Origin of the sequence: Mycolicibacter hiberniae (assembly GCF_010729485.1) — a bacterium.
Taxonomy (GTDB): domain Bacteria; phylum Actinomycetota; class Actinomycetes; order Mycobacteriales; family Mycobacteriaceae; genus Mycobacterium; species Mycobacterium hiberniae.
Genome location: NZ_AP022609.1, coordinates 1,134,285 through 1,150,214, shown reverse-complemented (window position 1 = coordinate 1,150,214; position 15,930 = coordinate 1,134,285). Strand labels below are relative to the sequence as shown.

The following is a 15,930-nucleotide window of genomic DNA, read 5'->3' as shown; positions in this document are numbered from 1 at the left end:
CCCTCACTTTCCGAATCCGGCGTCCCGTAGCGCCTGGGCCATCGACCCGCCTGCCGGTGCAGCGTCCCGGGACCCCGTCCCGTTGCCGGGACCCCGCCCACGATTCTGCTTGGCGTTGCCGCCGCGCGCAGCCGGTTTGGCCGCCCCACCCCGCGCGGGCTTGTCCCCGGCCTTGTCCCCCAGCCGCAGGGTCAGCCCGATGCGCTGCCGTTCGACATCGACGTCGACGACTTTGACCTTCACCACCTGCCCGGAACGGACCACCTCGTGCGGATCGGAGACGAAGCGGTCCGCCATGGCCGAGACGTGCACCAGGCCGTCCTGGTGCACACCGACGTCGACGAATGCTCCGAACGCGGCGACATTGGTCACCACGCCCTCCAGGATCATGCCCACCTTGAGGTCGGCCACCTTCTCGACGCCTGCGGCGAACGTCGCCGTGGAGAACGCCGGCCGCGGATCGCGTCCCGGCTTCTCCAGTTCGGCCAGGATGTCGGTGACGGTCGGCACCCCGAACCGGTCGTCGGCGAAATCGCCGGGCTGCAGCGACCGCAGGAGTCGCTCGTCGCCGATGATCTCGGCCAGCGAGACCCCGGAGCGGTCCAGGATGCGCCGCACCACCGGGTAGGCCTCGGGATGCACGCCGGAGGAGTCCAGCGGGTCATCACCGTCGCGGATGCGCAGGAACCCGGCGCACTGTTCGAAGGCCTTGGGTCCCAGGCGTGGCACGTCGAGTAGGGCGGCCCGGCTGCGGAACGGCCCGTTCTGGTCGCGGTGCCCCACGATGGCTTCGGCCAGCGATTCCGACACCCCCGACACCTTGGCCAACAGCGGTGCCGAGGCGGTGTTGAGGTCGACACCCACGGCGTTCACCGCATCTTCGACCACGGCGTGGAGGCTGCGCGCCAAGATGCCCGGCGTCACGTCGTGCTGGTACTGGCCGACACCGATGGACTTCGGCTCGATCTTGACCAGCTCGGCCAGCGGATCCTGCAGGCGCCGCGCGATCGACACCGCGCCGCGCAGCGTGACGTCCAGATCGGGAAGTTCGTGTGCGGCATACGCCGACGCCGAGTACACCGACGCCCCGGCCTCGCTGACCATCGCTTTGACCGGTGTGGGGGCGCCGGCGCTGGTGAGGTCGGCGATCAGTTCGGCGGCCAGGGCGTCGGTCTCGCGTGACGCGGTGCCGTTGCCGACGGCAATCAGGTCCACGCCGTGGCGGGCGACCAGCGCGGCCAGCACCGCCTTGGCCTGATCCCACTGCTTCTGCGGCTGGTGCGGGAAGATCGCGCAGGTGTCGACGACCTTGCCGGTGCCGTCGACGACGGCGACCTTCACCCCGGTGCGAAAGCCCGGGTCGAGTCCCAGCGTGGTGCGGTTGCCCGCCGGCGCCGCCAGCAGCAGGTCCTTGAGGTTCTTGGCGAACACCGCCACCGCGTCCTGCTCGGCACGTTGGCGCAGCCGCATCCGGGCATCGACCGCCGCGGAGAAAGCCAGCCGGGTGTCCCACGCCCACCGCACCGTGTCGGCCAGCCAGGGCGTGGCCGGCCCGGCTGCGCCCATGTCCACGCCGAGCGACCGGGCGATCATGGCGTGGTAGAACTCGTTGTCGCCGCCGTCGAAGGCCAGCGCCAGGGCGTCCTCCTTCTCGCCGCGCAACACCGCCAGCACCCGGTGCGACGGCATGGTCTCCAGCGCTTCACTGAACTCGAAGTAGTCCCGAAACTTCTGCGCCGAGGGACTTTTCGCAGCATCCTCCGAGCGCGGCATGGTTCGCAGCGAGCCCGCCGACCAGAACTTCTCCCGCACCGCGCCCACCAGCTCGGCGTCCTCGGCGGCCCGCTCGACCAGGATCGCGCGGGCGCCCTCCAGTGCTGCCGCGGCGTCGGCGACCTCCTCGCCGGTGTACTCCGAGGCAACCTGCTGGGGGTCCAGCGTGGGGTCGGCGAGCAGCCGGTCGGCAAGCGGCTCCAGGCCTGCCTCACGCGCGATCTGCGCCTTGGTGCGGCGCTTGGGCTTGTAGGGCAGGTAGATGTCTTCGACCCGAGCCTTGGTCTCGGCCGACAGCAGCGCGGCTTTGAGCTCGTCGGTGAGCTTGCCCTGCTCCTCGATCGAGGACAGCACGGCGGCGCGGCGGTCGTCGAGCTCCCGCAGGTAGCGCAGCCGTTCTTCGAGGGTGCGCAGCTGACCGTCGTCGAGGCTGCCGGTGGCCTCTTTTCGGTAGCGCGCGATGAACGGCACCGTGGCCCCCTCGTCGAGCAGCGCCACAGCGGCCGCGACCTGTCGTTCGGCCACCGCGAGTTCCTCGGCGAGACGGGCGTTTACCGGTTTCAGGGTTACGTTCGCTGTCACGCCGACGGACCCTACCGAACGCCGCGGACAGGTTCCGGGTGCGGCACGGCATGGTTATCGGGCGCGCGCAGGCTGGCTACGATGCCGCCCCACGCGGGCTGTTGAGCAGCTGCCTGAGCCCGCTCGACAGCTGTTATCCACAATTGCCGGTTCATCCACAGATCGCGCCAGGCGCAGCACACATGCGAACGTATGTTCGATACGTTGGAGGGGTGTCCAACACCGATCAGGTCCTGCCGCCCGCCGCGGCAGCCCGCGCGGCCATCCGGGCGGAGCTGGCCTTGATCGATGACGCCCAGTCGCGGCTGCGGGCAGCCGACACCGACATCGTGGGCAATGCGTTCCGCGTCGAGATCGCCGAGCACCTCGAAACCCAGCATCGGGTCAACCGCGGCCTGTCCTTCCGCGTGTTCGGCGAACTGGCCGACCCACCCGACGGCCCCGACGACCCCCGAATACCCGCCGACACCAAGCTCACCGACCTGCTGTGGTCGCGCCTGCGCATCACCCGCGCCGAGGTGCGGCGCCGGTTCCGGGTCGCCGCCCGCATCCGGCCGCATCGCAACCTGACCGGTCCCCCTGCCCCACCGGAGTTCCCCGTGCTCGCCGCCGCGGTCGAGGACGGCCGAATCGGCGACGACCACATCAAATCCGTCACCACCGCCCTCGACCAGCTGCCCGGGAACGTCGCACCGGCCGATCGGGCAGCCGCCGAGCGCACCCTGGTGCGCCACGCGACCGAACAGGACGCCGCCTTTGTGACCGCCCTCGGCCACGCCATCGCCGACGTCCTCAACCCCGACGGCAACTTCACCGATGCGGACCGGGCGCGGCGGCGCAACCTGGTGTTGGGCCGCCAGGGCCCCGACGGCATGAGCCGGCTGTCCGGCTGCGTCGACCCCGAGACCCGCGCCTACCTCGAGGCGGCAATGGCCGCGGTGCGGCCCGGCCACCGCCGACCCGACACCACCGAGCCGCCCGAGCGCCCCGACGCACCCACCGGTCCGGACCTGCGCTCCAACGGCCAACGAAACCACGACGCCCTCAAACTCGCCCTGCGCCACGGCATTGCATCCGGTGCCCTGGGCACCCACCGCGGTGTTCCGCTCACGGTCATCGCCACCACCACACTCGCCGACCTCGAGCAGGCCGGACGCGCGATCGCCGACCCGAGCCTCCCGATGCCCGGTCCTGCCCGCACCGGGGGCGGCGGCCGCCTGCCGATGCGCGATCTGATCCGCATGGCGGCCAATGCGATTCACTATCTGGCAGTCTTCGACGACCACTCGGAACGGCCGTTGTATCTGGGCCGCAGCAAGCGCATCGCCACGCTGGATCACCGGATCATCTGCCACGCCCGAGACCGCGGCTGCACCCGGCCCAACTGCTCCGAGCCCGGCTACCACTGCGAGGTGCACCACGCGAACGACTGGGCTCACGGCGGGCGTACCGACGCCGACCAGCTCTACTTCGCCTGCGGTCAGGACCACGGAGCTGCGACCCGCGGCGACCTTCAGACGCAGCTCACCGAGCGTGGCCGCCTGGCCTGGACCGACCGAACGGGCCAGCCGCGGATCAACCACCTGCACCACCCGATGGAGCTCCTGGACCGTGGTGATGATCCCGGGTAGCGCTGCGCGACAACACCTCCGTGGGGCGTTGCGGCGGCTATGCTTGGCCGCTGATCTCGCGGAGCCGTCCCTTGGCGATCTTGCCGCCAGAGGATCGCGGCAGCTCGTCGAGGACGACCAGGCGTTCGGGCAGCAGCTCCTTGGACACGCCCAGAGCCAGCAGGTGCTCGACGAGCTCGGCCAGTTCCAGCGTGCCGGTCACCCCGAGTGCCTCCTCGGCGAGTTCGACGTAGACGCAGACCTTTTCGCCGAACACCTCGTCTCGCATCGGCACCGCGGCGGCCACCGCGATCGCCGGATGCGTCAGCACCGCGTCTTCGACCTGGGCAGCGCTGATGTTCTTTCCGCCGCGCAGGATGAAATCGGAAAGCCGGCCGGTGACGCTCAGATAGCCGTCGGCGTCGATCTCGCAGACATCGCCCATACGCATCCACCCGTCGGCGGTGAACAGCTTGTCGTGATCGACCCCATCCAGATAGCCCAAACTGGTGGCAGGGCCGCGGCAGGCGGGCTGGCCCCGCCCTGTACCAGTCACGTCGGCGTTGCCGTCCTCGCCGCCGAAAAGCCGGACCGCCATCTCGGGCACGATGCGCCCACCGGTGCGCAACCGCCGCTCCAGCGGATCGTCGGGGGTGGTGGCGCTGAGCACCCCGGTCTCGTTGGACCCGTAGAACTGCAGGATGGTGGCTCCGGTGACCTCCTCGAACCGCGCGGCGGGCCGGTGGGGCAACGCCTCCCCGCCGGTGAACACCACCCGCAACGAGCTCAGGTCGAATTCAGCGCTGAGGCGATCGGCCATCATCATGGTCAATTGGGTGCTGACACAGCACAATACGGTGACCCGGTAGCGCTCGATGGCCGCGAACGCCGCGGCGACGCTGAAGCGGTCCAGCAGGATCGTCTGGGCGCCGAGCCGGATCGGGGTGGTGTGGCTGGTCCAGATGCCGAAGCCGAACGGAGTCGGAATGACGGGCAGGAAGACGTCGTCGGGGCGCAGTTGCCCGTTGGACACCGCCAGCTGGTGAAAGTAATGCCAGCGGTTCTGGGTGTGCACCACGCATTTGGGCAACCCGGTGGTGCCGGAGGTGGAATTGATCAGAAAGACGTCGTCGGGACCCAGTTGCGGGCCGGCGGCACTGCCGGCGACCGAGTTCAGCTCGTCGATGCTCAACGTTTCGATGCCGAGGCCGGCCGCCGAGGCACGCCGCTGCGCGTCGCTGATCAGCAGCTGGGCCCGCGAGGCGCCCAGGATTGCGGCCACCTCCCGGGTTCCGGCCCGTGCGCCGATGCCGACCACCACCGCGCCGCAGCGCTCGATCGCCACGTACAACACGTGGATGGCGGCGGAATCGCCATGCCAGACCGCGATCCGGTCACCGGGACGCGCGCCGGCTCCCGCCAGCCGCGCCGCCAGCGCGTCCGCCGCGGTGTCGAACTCCTGCCAGCTCAACCCGGACCCGGAAAAGTCCACATAGGCGTTGCGGGCCGGGAACTGGCGGGCGTTGCGGCGCACCGCGTCCGACAGCGTCGTCGGCGACCACCACCCCACGGCGTGATAGTGGGCGATCTCGGCTGCGGTGTAGGCCGGAGAGCGCCATGCGGGGCCGGTAGACATCGTCGCGTGCCGCCTCCGATCCAACGGCTCTGGCCGCCGTCAGTAGATATAGTCCTCGCCGCTGGCCCGCACCGTGATGTCGCTGATGCTGATGCCCCACGGCTGATCGATGACGTGCACCACCGCCTCGGCCAGGTCCTCGGGAGTGATCAGCCAGTACTGCACCGAGTCGATGTCGGTCTGCTCGGGCGCCAGGGTGCCCGTGGTGTACGCCGCGACGGACTGCTGGTAGCTCTCGCGGCGGGCTCCGACCATTTCCATGATCGCCGAGCCGTTGACCATCCCGTGGCCGAGGTTGGTGCCCATGACACCGGTCGGTTTGACCGTGGTGACCTTGATCTTGCCCTTCGCCTCGATACGCAGCGAGTCGGACAACGCGGTGACAGCGGCCTTGGTCGCGCTGTAGACGCCGGCGCCCGCCACACCGGCGTTGCCGTAGATCGACGAGATGTTGACCACGTGGCCGCGGCCCTGGGCGATCATCTGGTCGTAGACGGCCGAAATGCCGTTCACCACGCCCTTGACGTTGATGTCGATCGCCCGGTGCCAGCGCTGCCAGGCCTTCTCGTGGTCGGCGAAGTAGGCGAGCGGCATCACCCCGGCGTTGTTGACGATGACGTCCACTGCGCCGAAGGTCTGCACCGCATGCTGCACCGCGGCCTTCATCTGCTCGATGTCGGTGACGTCGGCGACCTGGTAGCTGCCGGTCAGTCCCGCCTGGCGGATGCCGTCGAAGACCTCCGCGAGGGCCTCGGCGCCGATGTCCAGCCCGACCACGCGGGCCCCGGCGGCGGCGCACTTCTCGGCGATCAGTTTGCCGAATCCGCCGCCCGCACCGGTGACGACGACGACCTTGCCCTGCAGGTACTGCGACATAGTCGGCCTCCGGCACCACGAATCGGACTGAATAGTTCCGAGCAGTGTAGGGGGCCGCGGTCGACCCCGGCGCGGCCCCCCAATTTGCTCGGCGACTTTCCGTGCGTCCGGACGGCCGCTAACTTCTGCGGACGTTATGGTCACTGCGTGAAGCGTCGCACGGCATTGGGGCTGCCACTGCTGCTGGCGGCCGGCCCCACGTTAAGTCGGCTCCCGCGGGCCGGCGCGGACCCCGGCCGGTGGTCGATCGAGCGGGTTAATCGCTGGTACCAGGCTCAGGGCTGGCCGGTGGGCTCCAACTACATCACCTCCTCCGCGGTCAATCAGCTCGAGATGTTTCAGCCGGGCACGTTCGATCTGCGGCGGATCGACGCAGAGCTGGGCTGGGCCCGCTCGGCGGGCTTCAACACCGTGCGGGTGTTCCTGCACGATCAACTGTGGGCCGCCGACCAGCGGGGTTTCCAATACCGGCTGGGCCAGTTCGTCGCCGTCTCCGCGCGCCATCGCATCAAGCCGATGTTCGTGCTGTTCGACTCCTGCTGGGACCCGCACCCCAAAGCCGGGCCCCAGCCGGCGCCGCGGGTCGGCATCCACAACTCGCGCTGGGTGCAAAGTCCCGGCGCGGATCGGCTCGGGGACCGCAACTACTACCGCACGCTTTATGACTACGTCACCGGCGTGATGAGCCAGTTCCGCTACGACGAACGCGTGCTTGCCTGGGACCTGTGGAACGAGCCGGACAACATGGCCCGCGAATACAGCGCCGTCGAACGATCGGACAAGCTCGATCTCATCAGTGACCTCCTGCCGCAGGTGTTCAGCTGGGCACGGTCGGTCGACGCCCGTCAGCCGCTGACCAGTGGAATATGGGAGGGCTCCCGCCAGGGCAGCACGATCGTCAACACCCAGCTCAACAGCTCCGACGTCATCACGTTCCACTCCTACGACAAGCCGGCCACGTTCAGTGACCGCATCGCCGAACTGGCGCCCCTGGGGCGGCCGCTGATGTGCACGGAGTATCTGGCCCGCACCCGTGGCAACACCATCGACGGGATTCTGCCGATCATGAAGCGCCATAACGTGGGCGCCTACAACTGGGGCTTCGTGGCGGGACGCACGCAGACCTACCTGCCGTGGGACTCCTGGGACAGTCCCTACAGCGCAGAACCGCAGGTCTGGTTCCACGATCTGGTGCAGCCCACCGGCCGGGCCTATCGCAATCTGGAGATTCTGACCATCAGCAACCTCACCGGCCGCTGACCTGCGCCACCGGCTGACGGTCGCCGGGTCCGGTGATGAAATCATGGGCGGCGATACCGTCAGGCACACAGTTCGGTGGCCGGGGGCGTGGGTTTCTGTGAGGAGTCGGTGATGGACGAGACCGCGTCGGGTTCGCGGGCCGGGTCACGTTTGGGGCCTTACCTCCTCAAACGGCTGCTGGGCCGCGGCAGCACCGGTGAGGTCTACGAAGCGTTCGACACCCGCCGGGACCGAACCGCGGCGCTCAAACTGCTCGCGCCGGCGCTGTGCGGGCCCGCGCTGCGCGAGTGGTTGCAGCGCGAGGCCCTGGTTGCCGGGCGGGTGCAGGAGCCGCATGTGGTCCCGGTCCGTGATTACGGCGAACTCGACGGCCGCGTCTACCTCGACATGCCGCTGGTTGCCGGTGCCGACCTGGCCGCGTTGTTGAAGCGGACCGGCGTGCTCTCCCTGCCGCGAGCGGTCAACGTCGTGTGGCAGGCGGCCGCGGCGCTGGATGCCGCGCACAGCGCCGGGGTGTTTCACCGGGGCGTGCGGCCAAGCAACATCCTGGTGACCGGCGACGACTTCGTCTATCTGGTGGATTTCGCGCTGGCGGGGGCGCCCGGCGCCGAGGCTGTCGAGCATGCCGCCGCCGGCTGGAAGTATGCGGCGCCGGAGCTGTTCTCCGGCAGTGAGTTCGGCCCGGCCGCCGACGTCTATGCGCTGACGTGCGTGCTCTATCAGTGCCTGACCGGGACGCCGCCCTACCGGGCAGACAACCCGGCAGCACTGGCCCACGCGCACCAAACCAAGCCCATTCCGCGCCCGAGCCGGGCCGGGGCGGCGATCCCGGAAGCCTTGGACGACGTGATAGCCAAAGGCATGGCCAAGGAACCGCAGGCGCGGTATGCCAGCGCCGCCGAGCTCGCGACCGCCGCCTATCAGGCGCTCAGCACGCCCGATCAGCACCAGACGGTGCAGATCTACGAGTCCAGCCAGCAGGCCACCCCACCGCTGGTCGATCAGCCCGAGCCGGGCACACCGGTGGCGGCGACGAGCGAAGCGGTTGAGAGCGAATCGTCGGTGTCGTCCACCGCGCCGGCCGAGCCGTCCACGTCCCCGGACCTCGCGGAGGCGGCCGAGCCACCTGCCCCGGCCGTCGATGTTCCCGCCGCTGATGTTCCCGAACCGGTACCCGCCGCGGCGCCGACAGCCCTGCCCCGAACCGCGTCCGGCGACGATTGGTTGCGTTCACCGCGCCGGCCGGGCCTGCCCGGCCGCCTGACCACACGACCGCTGGTGCTGTGGTTCGCAGCGGCGCTGGTCGTAGCCGTCGTGGGGTTGACCACGTGGATGACGAGCCGGCCGGCTTCCGACGGCGGCGGCGTTGCGGGCAGCACGTCCGGCTCGGCAACCGCAGCGGGCCAAGCCCCCACGACGGCGTCGCAGGCGGAGGCGCAGGACCGCCTTTTCAAGCTGCTGCCGCCGGGTTACCCGCAGGGCACCTGTAAGGCGGTCACGCCGTCGAAGGGGGCGATCGCGGAGGTGACGTGCGGGCGCAACGTCGACGTCGACGGTCCGCCCACGGCGACCTACACGCTGTTCCGCGACGTCGTTGCGCTGCGCGTGAGCTTCGACGACACGGTGCAGGCCACCGACGTGGTCACCTGCCCGGGACGCATTCAGTCGCCGGGGGCCTGGCACCGCACCGCCACCCCGGACAAGACCGCCGGAACACTGCTGTGCGGTACGCGCAACGGGTCTGCGGTACTGGTCTGGACCAACGACGCCAACCTGGTGATCGGCTCGCTGCGGGCCGAGCGCAACGCCCCAACGCTGGAACAGTTCTACAGCTGGTGGAGTTCGCATTCCTGATCGCGGATCGGCCTCGATGCGGGCCCACGCAGTCGTTGGTTCCGTTAGTACTTTCGCTTCTGAGTCACTGACCGACACCACCGGCACCTCGGCGACGGAGGCCACCGGCACCGCAAGCTCCGAAGGCACCGCCGGAGGCTCTGACTCGTCCGGCGCGCAAGCGGCTCGTCCGCCGCGCGCTGACCACCGCCGATCACCCGTCGGGCTCGGCCCGCGCGTCCTGCGCGTCTGGGCCATGCCCGGCTCCGGCTACCCTGTCTGCGAGCCCGATACGGTCGGAGCACTTGCACTACCAATATCTTCGGGACGCCGCCGCACTGGAGGAGTGAGACCCATGAAGTCCATATCGACCGCAGTGGCCGCGGGAGCATTGGCTGTCGCGGGTGCGCTGAGCACCGGGATCGCCGGCGCCGAGCCCGACACCGTCGTCGCGGTGCAGGGTCCGGCAACCCAGCCGATCGGCACCCAGGGCACCGTGCCCGAAGGTCCCGGAGTGCACGGCTGGACGGTGAGCGACCTGCGGCCCAGCTCGGACGCCATCCCCTACCAGCCGCGCGGGACGCTGTGGGAGGCCACCGCCACCGACGAGGCGATCCAGGGCACCGTCTTCCCCATCGTCGCCAACTTCAGCGCCCGGACGGCGAGCGGCCAGTCCTATCAGTCGCTGTTCACCGTGCCGACGACGCATGGCATCGTTCCGACCGCCTTGACCCAGGGCCAGCGGGCCAGCGGCAAGATCTACTTCGACGTCACCGGCGATGCCCCGAGCAGCATCGTCTACCAGACCGCCGGCGCGGACCTGGCCCGATGGGTGATGCCGGCGCCGCAACCGCAGGCACCGGCCGCCCCGCAGGCTCCGGCGTCCTCCGGCGCTGAGGGCCAGCAGGCGCCGTCGCCGGCCCGTCCGCCGTCATCGCGCCCGGGCCCGGCGTCTCCGCCGCCGGCCAGCGCCGGGACGCCGCTGCCCGCGGGCAGTTCCGGCACGCCGTTGCCCGCCGGGTCCTGACCCCGAGCCGGCGTCAGCCGGCGATCCCCGCGCGCGTCGTCACGGACGGAATCGCCCGGCGAATCCGCGCAGCGGCAGGTCGGCGCTGGTCAGCAGGCCGGGCGGTGCCGCCACCACGGACTTGATCGCGTTGAGGGCGGGCAGCCCGGTCACGGTCATGCCGATCGAGGCGAAGTTGTCCGGGTTGGACAGGTCCACACCGGGCTTGGGGAAGATCATGTGCTTGTTGTAGACGCACGGGTCACCGGTGATCCGGGTGATGTAGCAGCCCTTGATGTTCCAGTTCGGCTCGGTGTAGGGCGTCATCTGCCACTCCAGGTGGGTTTCAACGCGCGGCACGCCGTTCACCATGCCCTGGTACTTGATGTAGTTACCGCCCAGGGAGCCCTTGGGCAGGGTGTACCAGCCCAGGTCGACATCCCGGGTGCAGGCGCCGAGCTCGTAGTCGAAGGTGACCTCGTCGAGGGCCAGGTCGAAGCAGTCGGCCATCATCAGCACACTGTCGGCGAAGACCCTGGTGAACTTCTCCAGCTTGGCCGGGATCTCCGGGTCGTCCACCGGCTGGCCGTAGCCGACCTCGATCCAGGTGTCCTTGGAATGGTGGCAGGACACGTCCACCGACTCGATGGTGGTGACGTTCTCGATCTCGGCGACGTCGGCCGAGCACACCACGCCGAGAATCTGGTTGAGCCCCGGGTTCATGCCGGTCCCGTAGAAGGTGGCGCCGCCTTTTTCGCAGGCCTCGGCCAGCAGCTGGGTCACCGGTTTGCCTGAGGGGTGCGGGTGGTCGGTGTCGCGGTGCCAGCCGGTGATCCAGTCCGCGGTGGTCACGATGTTGATGCCCGCTTCCAGGATCGCGACGTAGAGATCCTCGTCGGGGAACACGCCGTGAAACGTCAGGACGTCGGGCTTGGCGGCGATGATCTCCTCGACGCTGCCGGTCGCGATCACGCCGTTGGGCGCGATGCCGGCCAGCTCGCCCGCATCCCTGCCGACCTTGTCCGGCGAATAACAGTGCACTCCAACGAGTTCGAGGTCATCGCGGGCGGCGAACCGCCGAATCATCTCGGTCCCGACGTTGCCGGTGGCGACCTGGAACACACGGACGGGTGCGGCGGCTGCGTTCATGCGGTGACACCTTTCTGGGCAATCATTTCAGCGACCTCAGCAGCGCTGCCGCCGATGCCGTCGGGATAGAACTGTTTGGCCCACTGGCGGATCGCGGTGAAGCCCTCGTACTCGGCAGTCGCCAGCGCGGGCGGGTCCGAGTACCGCTGGTGCGACCAGATGTGGATGTCCTGCTCGAATTGGCGGATGACTTCGCGCCCGAATTCGCCTGCCCTGGCCTCGGCTTTGGCCGTGTCACGAGACGGGGTACGGCCGATGTAGACCATGAAGCGGACATCGGATGTGGACTCGTCGACCGGCGTGATCGCCGAAATGGTCCTGTTGTCGATCATCCCCCAGCTCTTGGTCACCGCGATTCCCAAGCCGCCGTTGATGGCTTCGACACCGCTGTTGACGTCGTCGATCGACTGGCCGTCGTCACCCTCGAAGGTGATGGTGAAGTCGACGTAGGACACCGGTTCGGCGAAGTCGTGCCGGGTGAAGACCGGCACGATCGGCGTCTGGTGCACGTATTTGAAGTGGGCGAAGTCCACCCCGTTCTCCAGCACGTACTGCGGGTGCAGTTCCAGTTGCGGCCGAAACAGGCGCTGCTGCGGGTAGTAGTCGGCGGCCGTGCGATCGTCGAAGCTGGCGAACACGTCCGGCGCGTCGAAGTAGGGCGCCCGGCCCTGCGCGTCGTTCCAGATGTAGACCGACTCGTTGCGTTCGACGACCGGGTAGGTGGAGATGCGCCGGCCGCGGTTGGGCTTGTCCTGGTAGGGAATACAGACGTTGCGGCCCTGGGAGTTCCACTGCCAACCGTGGAACGGACACTGCAGCACCTCGCCGCAGACTTTGCCGCCGTAGCCCAGATGGGCGCCCAGGTGTTCGCAGTAGGCGTTCATCACGGTGAGCTGGCCCGACTCGGCCCGCCAGGCGACCATCTCCCGGCCGAAGTACTTCATGGTGTGAACATCGCCGACGCCGATCTCGTCAGACCAGGCGACTTGGAACCAGCCTGTCGGGTTCATCGACAACGGCGGCTTGGCCATGTCAACGTGTCCTCTCTGTGGTCTGGACCGGGCCGATCGTCGCAGCATAGTGCGCCCCGTCACAGAATCATAGTGGGCACTATGGAAATCTTGTTAGGATTCCGGGGATGGCTCAATCGGAGGCGCGGCGCAGCAACAAGCGGGGGCTGGCAACCCGCGAGGCCATGCTGGACGCTGCGGTGCGCTCCCTGGCAACCGGTGATCCCGGCGCGGTCTCGGCCAGCCGGATCGCCAGGGAGTGCGGCGCCACGTGGGGCGCCGTGCAGTATCAGTTCGGTGACGTCGACGGCTTCTGGGCTGCGGTCCTGCACCGCACCGCCGAGCGGCGCGACGCGGCCATCTCGGCCTTCGGAACCCTGAATTCTGTTGCGCCGCTGAGGGATCGGGTCGCGGCGATCATCGACACGCTCTATGAAGGGCTGGCGTCGCCGGACTCCCGGGCGATCGAGAACCTGCGGGCCGCCCTGCCCCGCGACCACCGCGAACTGGAGCGGCTGTACCCGCGCACCGCTGCAGAGTTGTTCTCCTGGGGCAAGAGCTGGCTGACGACTTGCCATGCCGCCTTCGCCGATCTGGGCGTCGACCCGCAACGCGTGCGTGAAGTGGCCGCCCTCATCCCGGGCGCGATGCGCGGCCTGGTGTCCGAACGCCAGCTGGGCTCCTACGCCGATCTCGACGAGGCCCGCCGCGGGCTGACCAGTGCGCTGGCGGCCTATCTGGAGCCCTCACGGAACGGCTGAGCCGCTGCGAATAACGGACATCCAGGCGAGGATGTGAAGGTGTTTGGCCTCGTCGTCGTTGTCACCCTCGTCGCCACCGTGGTCCTGGGCACGGTCCTGGGCAAACGGTATCGGGTCGGTCCCCCGGTACTGCTGATCCTGCTCGGCGGCGCGCTGGGTCTCATCCCCCGCTTCGGCGATGCGCAGCTCGACGGGGAGATCGTGTTGCTGCTGTTCCTGCCGGCGATCCTGTACTGGGAGAGCATGAACACCAGCTTTCGCGAGATCCGCGCAAACCTGCGCATGATCGTGCTGGTCAGCGTGGGCCTGGTGATCGCCACCGCGGTGGCGGTGTCGTGGACCGCCCGCGCGCTGGGGATGGAGCCGCATGCGGCCTCCGTCCTGGGCGCGGTGCTCTCGCCCACCGACGCCGCCGCGGTGGCCGGGCTGGCCAAGAAGCTGCCGCGCCGTCCTCTGACCGTGCTGCGCGCCGAGAGCATCATCAACGACGGGACGGCCCTGGTGCTGTTCGCCGTGACCGTCGCCGTCGCGACCGGCAGCCCGGCCATCGGCCCGCTCCATCTGGTGGAACGTTTCGTGGGCTCCTACCTCGGCGGTATTGCGGCCGGCCTGCTGGTGGCCGGGGCGGTGACGCTGGCGCGCCGCCGTATCGACGCGCCCCTGGAGGAAGGCGCCTTGAGCGTGCTGACGCCGTTCGCGGCGTTCCTGCTGGCCCAGACCTTTGATTGCAGCGGCGTGGTGGCGGTGCTGGTCTCAGCACTGGTACTCACCTATGTGGGGCCGCGGGTGATCGGGGCGCGCTCGCGACTGCAGGCCTTTGCGTTCTGGGACATGGCGACGTTTCTGATCAACGGCTCGCTGTGGGTGTTCGTGGGGGTGCAGATTCCGGGCGCGGTCCATGGGATTCACCACGTCGGTGCCGGGCTTCGGCACGCCACCATCCTGGGCCTGGCCGTCACCGCTGTCGTCATCGTCACCCGGATCGCGTGGACGGAGATCACCACCATGCTCATCCGCATGGTGGACCGGCGCCCCGTACAGCGCGCCCGTCGCGTCAATTGGCGTCAGCGCATGGTGTCGAGCTGGGCCGGGTTCCGCGGTGCGGTCTCGCTGGCCGCGGCGCTGGCCGTCCCGATGACCACCCATGCCGGCACACCGTTCCCCGATCGCCACCTGATCATCTATGTGGTGTCGTTTGTGATCCTGGTGACGGTGCTGGTGCAGGGCAGCACGTTGCCCGCCGTCGTGCGCTGGGCCCGCATGCCCGCCGACACCGCCCACGCCGAGGAGTTGCGGCTGGCCCGCACCCGCGCCGCCGAGGCGGCGCTGGATGCGTTGCCGCGGGTGGCCGAAGACCTTCAGGCCGGCGCGGACCTGGTGAGTGGACTGCGCCAGGAGTACCAGGATCGGGCTGCGCTGGCGACGGCGTCCGAGCAGGCGAGCGCCGTCGCCGAACGTGACGACGTCATGCGGCAGCTCCAGCTGGGCGTCCTCGAGCACCAGCGCCGAGTGGTCACCGAGCTGCGCGACCGAAATCAGATCGACGACATCGTCTTACGCGAGGTGCAGGCGGAGATGGACCTGGAGGAGGTGCGCCTGCTGGGACCCGCCGACGCCGAATAGCGGCTGGATCTCATCGACGACGGCCGACGGCCCCCGCCGACCGGGCTCTGCTGCGGTGGCGACGAGACGATGCAACGCACTACTATCCATTTCGTGAGCGATACCTCGGCCCGCCGACTGCGAATCGCCGGCTCCGGAACGGTGCTGGCGGCTGCCCTGCTGACCGCGCCCGTCGTGATTCCGGCCGGGATGCCCGGGGCGGCTGCCCCGGCCGCCGCGGCCTGCCCCGATGTCGAGGTGGTGTTCGCCCGCGGGCGCCTGGAATCGCCCGGAGCCGGTGCGGTGGGCAACGCGTTCGTCAGCGCCCTGCGCGCCAAGACGTCGAAGAACGTCAGCATGTACGCGGTGAAATACCCCGCCGACAATGAGATCGACGTGGGCGCCAACGACATGAGCGCCCACATTCAGAACACGATCAACGGCTGCCCCAACACCCGCATCGTGCCGGGCGGATACTCGCTGGGCGCCGCCGTCACCGACGTGGTGCTCGCGGTCCCCTTCTCCGCGTTCGGCTTCAACAATCCGCTGCCCCCGGGCGCCGACGAGCACATCGCCGCCGTCGCACTGTTCGGCAACGGCAGCCAATGGGTCGGCCCCATCACGAACTTCAACCCGATCTACAACGACCGGACCATCGAGCAGTGCCACGGAGCCGACCCGGTCTGCAATCCCGCCGACCCCAACACCTGGCAGGAGAACTGGCCGCAGCACCTGGCCAGCGCCTACATCTCGTCGGGCATGGTCAACCAGGCTGCTGACTTCGTCGCCGGAAAGCTCTAGCCCGGTATCTGTTGCGTCGCCGCCCAGGCCG

12 protein-coding genes are annotated in these 15,930 nt (G+C 69.2%); 7 read left to right on the top strand and 5 right to left on the bottom strand.

All coding sequences use genetic code 11. The features are described from left to right. Positions 1–3: 3 nt before the first annotated feature. On the bottom strand, positions 4–2,355 hold the full coding sequence (locus G6N14_RS05345) for a Tex family protein (RefSeq protein ID WP_085135881.1): 2,352 nt from the start codon (positions 2,353–2,355) through the stop codon (positions 4–6). Positions 2,356–2,567: 212 nt separating this feature from the next. Here G6N14_RS05345 and G6N14_RS05340 point away from each other — a divergent pair, with 212 nt between their 5' ends. Next, complete coding sequence (locus G6N14_RS05340) at positions 2,568–3,986, top strand: HNH endonuclease signature motif containing protein (protein WP_085135882.1); 1,419 nt, start codon at positions 2,568–2,570, stop codon at positions 3,984–3,986. A 37-nt stretch (positions 3,987–4,023) separates the two neighbouring features. Here G6N14_RS05340 and G6N14_RS05335 read toward each other — a convergent pair whose 3' ends face one another. Both G6N14_RS05335 and G6N14_RS05330 read right to left on the bottom strand, forming a co-directional pair. Beyond that, the gene (locus tag G6N14_RS05335; protein WP_085135883.1) at positions 4,024–5,601 is read right to left on the bottom strand and encodes a class I adenylate-forming enzyme family protein; all 1,578 of its coding nucleotides are present in this window, start codon (positions 5,599–5,601) and stop codon (positions 4,024–4,026) included. A 39-nt stretch (positions 5,602–5,640) separates the two neighbouring features. After that, positions 5,641–6,477 carry an SDR family oxidoreductase gene (locus tag G6N14_RS05330; protein WP_085135884.1) on the bottom strand — a complete coding sequence of 279 codons (837 nt, stop codon included), beginning with the start codon at positions 6,475–6,477 and terminating at the stop codon, positions 5,641–5,643. A 147-nt stretch (positions 6,478–6,624) separates the two neighbouring features. Here G6N14_RS05330 and G6N14_RS05325 point away from each other — a divergent pair, with 147 nt between their 5' ends. The 3 genes from G6N14_RS05325 (at position 6,625) to G6N14_RS05315 (ending at position 10,597) form a co-directional block, all read left to right on the top strand. Next, a complete protein-coding gene (locus G6N14_RS05325; RefSeq protein WP_085135885.1) occupies positions 6,625–7,737 on the top strand; it encodes a glycoside hydrolase 5 family protein in 1,113 nt (370 codons plus the stop codon). A gap of 111 nt (positions 7,738–7,848) precedes the next feature. After that, positions 7,849–9,591 carry a serine/threonine-protein kinase gene (locus G6N14_RS05320; RefSeq protein WP_133054913.1) on the top strand — a complete coding sequence of 581 codons (1,743 nt, stop codon included), beginning with the start codon at positions 7,849–7,851 and terminating at the stop codon, positions 9,589–9,591. A gap of 334 nt (positions 9,592–9,925) precedes the next feature. Further along, positions 9,926–10,597 (top strand): MPT63 family protein, encoded by a 672-nt coding sequence (locus tag G6N14_RS05315; protein WP_085135887.1) that lies wholly within the window; start codon positions 9,926–9,928, stop codon positions 10,595–10,597. Between the two features lie 39 nt (positions 10,598–10,636). On the opposite strand, the gene G6N14_RS05310 is transcribed toward G6N14_RS05315, so the two are convergent. Next, entirely contained in the window at positions 10,637–11,725 is a 1,089-nt protein-coding gene (locus G6N14_RS05310) for an NAD(P)H-dependent amine dehydrogenase family protein (protein ID WP_085135888.1), read from the bottom strand. Continuing rightward, positions 11,722–12,756, bottom strand: a complete 1,035-nt coding sequence (locus G6N14_RS05305; RefSeq protein ID WP_085135889.1) for a Rieske 2Fe-2S domain-containing protein — start codon at positions 12,754–12,756, stop codon at positions 11,722–11,724. The genes G6N14_RS05310 and G6N14_RS05305 overlap by 4 nt, the downstream gene beginning before the upstream one ends. Positions 12,757–12,863: 107 nt before the next feature. On the opposite strand from G6N14_RS05305, the gene G6N14_RS05300 reads away from it, so the two are divergent. The 3 genes from G6N14_RS05300 (at position 12,864) to G6N14_RS05290 (ending at position 15,899) form a co-directional block, all read left to right on the top strand. Further along, entirely contained in the window at positions 12,864–13,496 is a 633-nt protein-coding gene (locus G6N14_RS05300) for a TetR/AcrR family transcriptional regulator (protein ID WP_085135890.1), read from the top strand. Positions 13,497–13,535: 39 nt separating this feature from the next. Further along, positions 13,536–15,119, top strand: coding sequence for a Na+/H+ antiporter (locus G6N14_RS05295; protein ID WP_085135927.1), 1,584 nt, complete (start codon positions 13,536–13,538; stop codon positions 15,117–15,119). A gap of 69 nt (positions 15,120–15,188) precedes the next feature. Then, positions 15,189–15,899, top strand: a complete 711-nt coding sequence (locus G6N14_RS05290; protein ID WP_179960807.1) for a cutinase family protein — start codon at positions 15,189–15,191, stop codon at positions 15,897–15,899. Positions 15,900–15,930 lie beyond the last annotated feature (31 nt).